A 1,725-nucleotide genomic window follows, 5' to 3' on the forward strand; every position below is an offset into this window, starting at 1 on the left:
AAATAAGTTTGTCAACCAATGGGATTATTTTGCACTAGTTGAAAAACACCTCGAGCTGGTTTAGTCTCTGGCTATGGAAATCAAGCGCCGTCCGGGGCGCAGCCGCTCGACCGAGGTAGGTGAAGTTCGGACGCTGGAAAGAGGTCTGTATCTGCTGGAAGTCCTCTCCGAGGCAGAGACCCTCTCCCTCTCCGAGCTGGCCCGCAAAACCGAACTTTCGCCCAGTACCGCCTACCGGCTTCTGGAAACCCTGCGCAGACGGGGCTTTGCCGACTGGGACGAGGCCAGGGGCCTCTGGAAGGTGGGTCTGCGGGCCTACCAGGTAGGGTCGGCCTTTCTGACCCGGGGAGGTCTGATTGATGCGGCGATGCCGGAGATGGAAAAACTGGTGGATGAACTTAACGAAACCGTCAACCTGGCCGTATTGGATGGCAACGAAGTAGTCTATATCGCCCAGGTCGAGGGCCGCCAGCTCATCCGCATGTTTACCCGCATTGGAGCCAGGGCCCCCATCTATTGCACGGGGGTGGGCAAAGCCCTGTTACTGGAGCACACCGAGCCAGAAGTCCGCCGGATTGTGGGGGCGGGGCCTTTCAAACCCTATACGGCCAAGACCATTACCAGACTGGACGGCTTCCTCGAGACCCTGCAAGAAGCCCGCCAGCACGGCTATGTAATGGACGATGAAGAGCGTGAGGATGGGGTGCGCTGTATCGCCACGCCCATCCACGATAACCGGGGCAAGGTAGTGGCCTCGATCTCGCTCTCGGCCCCCGCCAGCCGGGTTCCCAACGAACGCCTGGAGGCCCTGGGGTTCAGGGTTCGGCGTGCCGCAGACGCAGTTTCGGCGCGGCTGGGTTGGGCAGGCTAGCAAAAAACGGGGAAATGGTGGGAGCTGACCTGGCGATGGAGTTGTAGCGGAGCAGACCCCAGAAAAGCATCTGGTAAAAACCATGTCACAGCTTCGCAATTTTTGCCGCTACTGGCAGCAAAAAAACAGGTCATGATAGCACTTCTGCTCTGGGAACGGCCTCATCCATTCTGAAAACCGCTCTAACCAAAATTTTTGTGGTGGGCCCACTTAGAGGCTACCCCAGTCTGGCTTCCAGATACTCCCGTTCGCCTGCCACGATCTGCCGGGTCAGTTCGATATCTTTGGGGTATTCTTTGCCCCGGTTGATCAAATGGGTCTCGTAGCGCCCGATTTCGAAGCGTTCCACCACGCCTTTGAGGGCTTTGCCCAGATCGAATTGTTTGCAGGAAAAAATATCCACGCTAATAAACCGCTGGCTGGGAAAGGTGTGCAGGGCGATGTGGCTCTCGGCAATGAGTACTACCCCGGTTATCCCCTCTGCATGACCCGGTTGAGCAGCGTAACACTGCACCATGGGCGGCAGCACCTTGGTCATCTCCATTTCTTCGGACAGTTCCTCCAGAACTTGCCGCACAAGCTCGAGGTCGCCTAGCTTCTCAGCATTTGCGTGGTAGCCGTCAATCATCAGGTGTGGGCCAAAACCAAACAGTTCCAACCTCGTATCCTCCAAACGCTTGCGGCTTTTCTGCAGTGGGCTTTGTTCGCAGCCGCAGGCGGGACGGCCACCCAGGGGTCGTCTCATCAGCCCGTTATTATGGATCCAGGGGGAGAAGGTGTCAATTAATCACCTCCAAAAACTAGGCTTTTATCATATGCGGTATGGACGAGGCGAAAGGCATACCCAGCCCGAT

The 1,725-nt window shown here is 57.0% G+C and carries 2 protein-coding genes; one reads left to right on the forward strand and one right to left on the reverse strand.

What is annotated here, in order from left to right; genetic code table 11:
* Positions 1-73: 73 nt before the first annotated feature.
* Complete coding sequence (locus tag Q0288_RS17090) at positions 74-871, forward strand: IclR family transcriptional regulator (RefSeq protein ID WP_299433317.1); 798 nt, start codon at positions 74-76, stop codon at positions 869-871.
* Positions 872-1,088: 217 nt separating this feature from the next.
* On the opposite strand, the gene speD is transcribed toward Q0288_RS17090, so the two are convergent.
* On the reverse strand, positions 1,089-1,529 hold the full coding sequence (speD, locus tag Q0288_RS17095) for an adenosylmethionine decarboxylase (RefSeq protein WP_299433319.1): 441 nt from the start codon (positions 1,527-1,529) through the stop codon (positions 1,089-1,091).
* Positions 1,530-1,725 lie beyond the last annotated feature (196 nt).

It is taken from the genome of uncultured Meiothermus sp. (genome assembly GCF_937863175.1).
In the GTDB taxonomy this organism is placed as follows: Bacteria; Deinococcota; Deinococci; order Deinococcales; family Thermaceae; genus Meiothermus.